The sequence below is a fragment of the Ruminococcus sp. AF31-8BH genome, assembly GCF_003460605.1.
In the GTDB taxonomy this organism is placed as follows: domain Bacteria; phylum Bacillota; class Clostridia; order Lachnospirales; family Lachnospiraceae; genus Blautia_A; species Blautia_A acetigignens.
In genome coordinates, this window is record NZ_QTVN01000040.1 from 1 (window position 1) to 413 (window position 413).

Here is a 413-nt window from a genome sequence, read left to right on the forward strand (position 1 = left end):
TGGATAGAAAGGCAGGAAAACAATATGCACATCAGCTATAAACCACTCTGGCACACACTGTTAGAGCGTGATATGAGGAAAGAGGATTTAAGGCTTGCCGCTGGTATGACAACGAATATGATTGCCAACATGAGCAAAGAGGGAAAGCACATCAGCATGGACACATTAGCCCGTATCTGTGAAACGCTGAATTGTGAGATTACCGATGTGATTGAGTTAGTACCAGACGAGCCTGCTTCCACAGGAGGTAAGGAACATGAGAGAATTGAAACCAAGAATAACGGAAAACGGAATTGATTATATCCTTGTCGGAGATTACTATATCCCGGACTTGAAACTGCCGGAGGAACACCGCCCTATCGGAAAGTACGGACGGATGCACCGGGAATATTTAAGGGAAGTCCACCCAGCCA

2 protein-coding genes are annotated in these 413 nt (G+C 45.8%); both read left to right on the forward strand.

Features of this window, described 5'->3' with window-relative positions; translation table 11 throughout:
* Window positions 1-297, forward strand: a 297-nt coding sequence (locus DWZ38_RS21840; RefSeq protein ID WP_347520337.1) for a helix-turn-helix domain-containing protein, incomplete at its 5' end; no start/stop codon positions are given.
* On the forward strand, window positions 257-413 hold a 157-nt coding region (locus tag DWZ38_RS23035), incomplete at its 3' end, for a TnpV protein (RefSeq protein ID WP_243000520.1). The genes DWZ38_RS21840 and DWZ38_RS23035, both read left to right, overlap by 41 nt.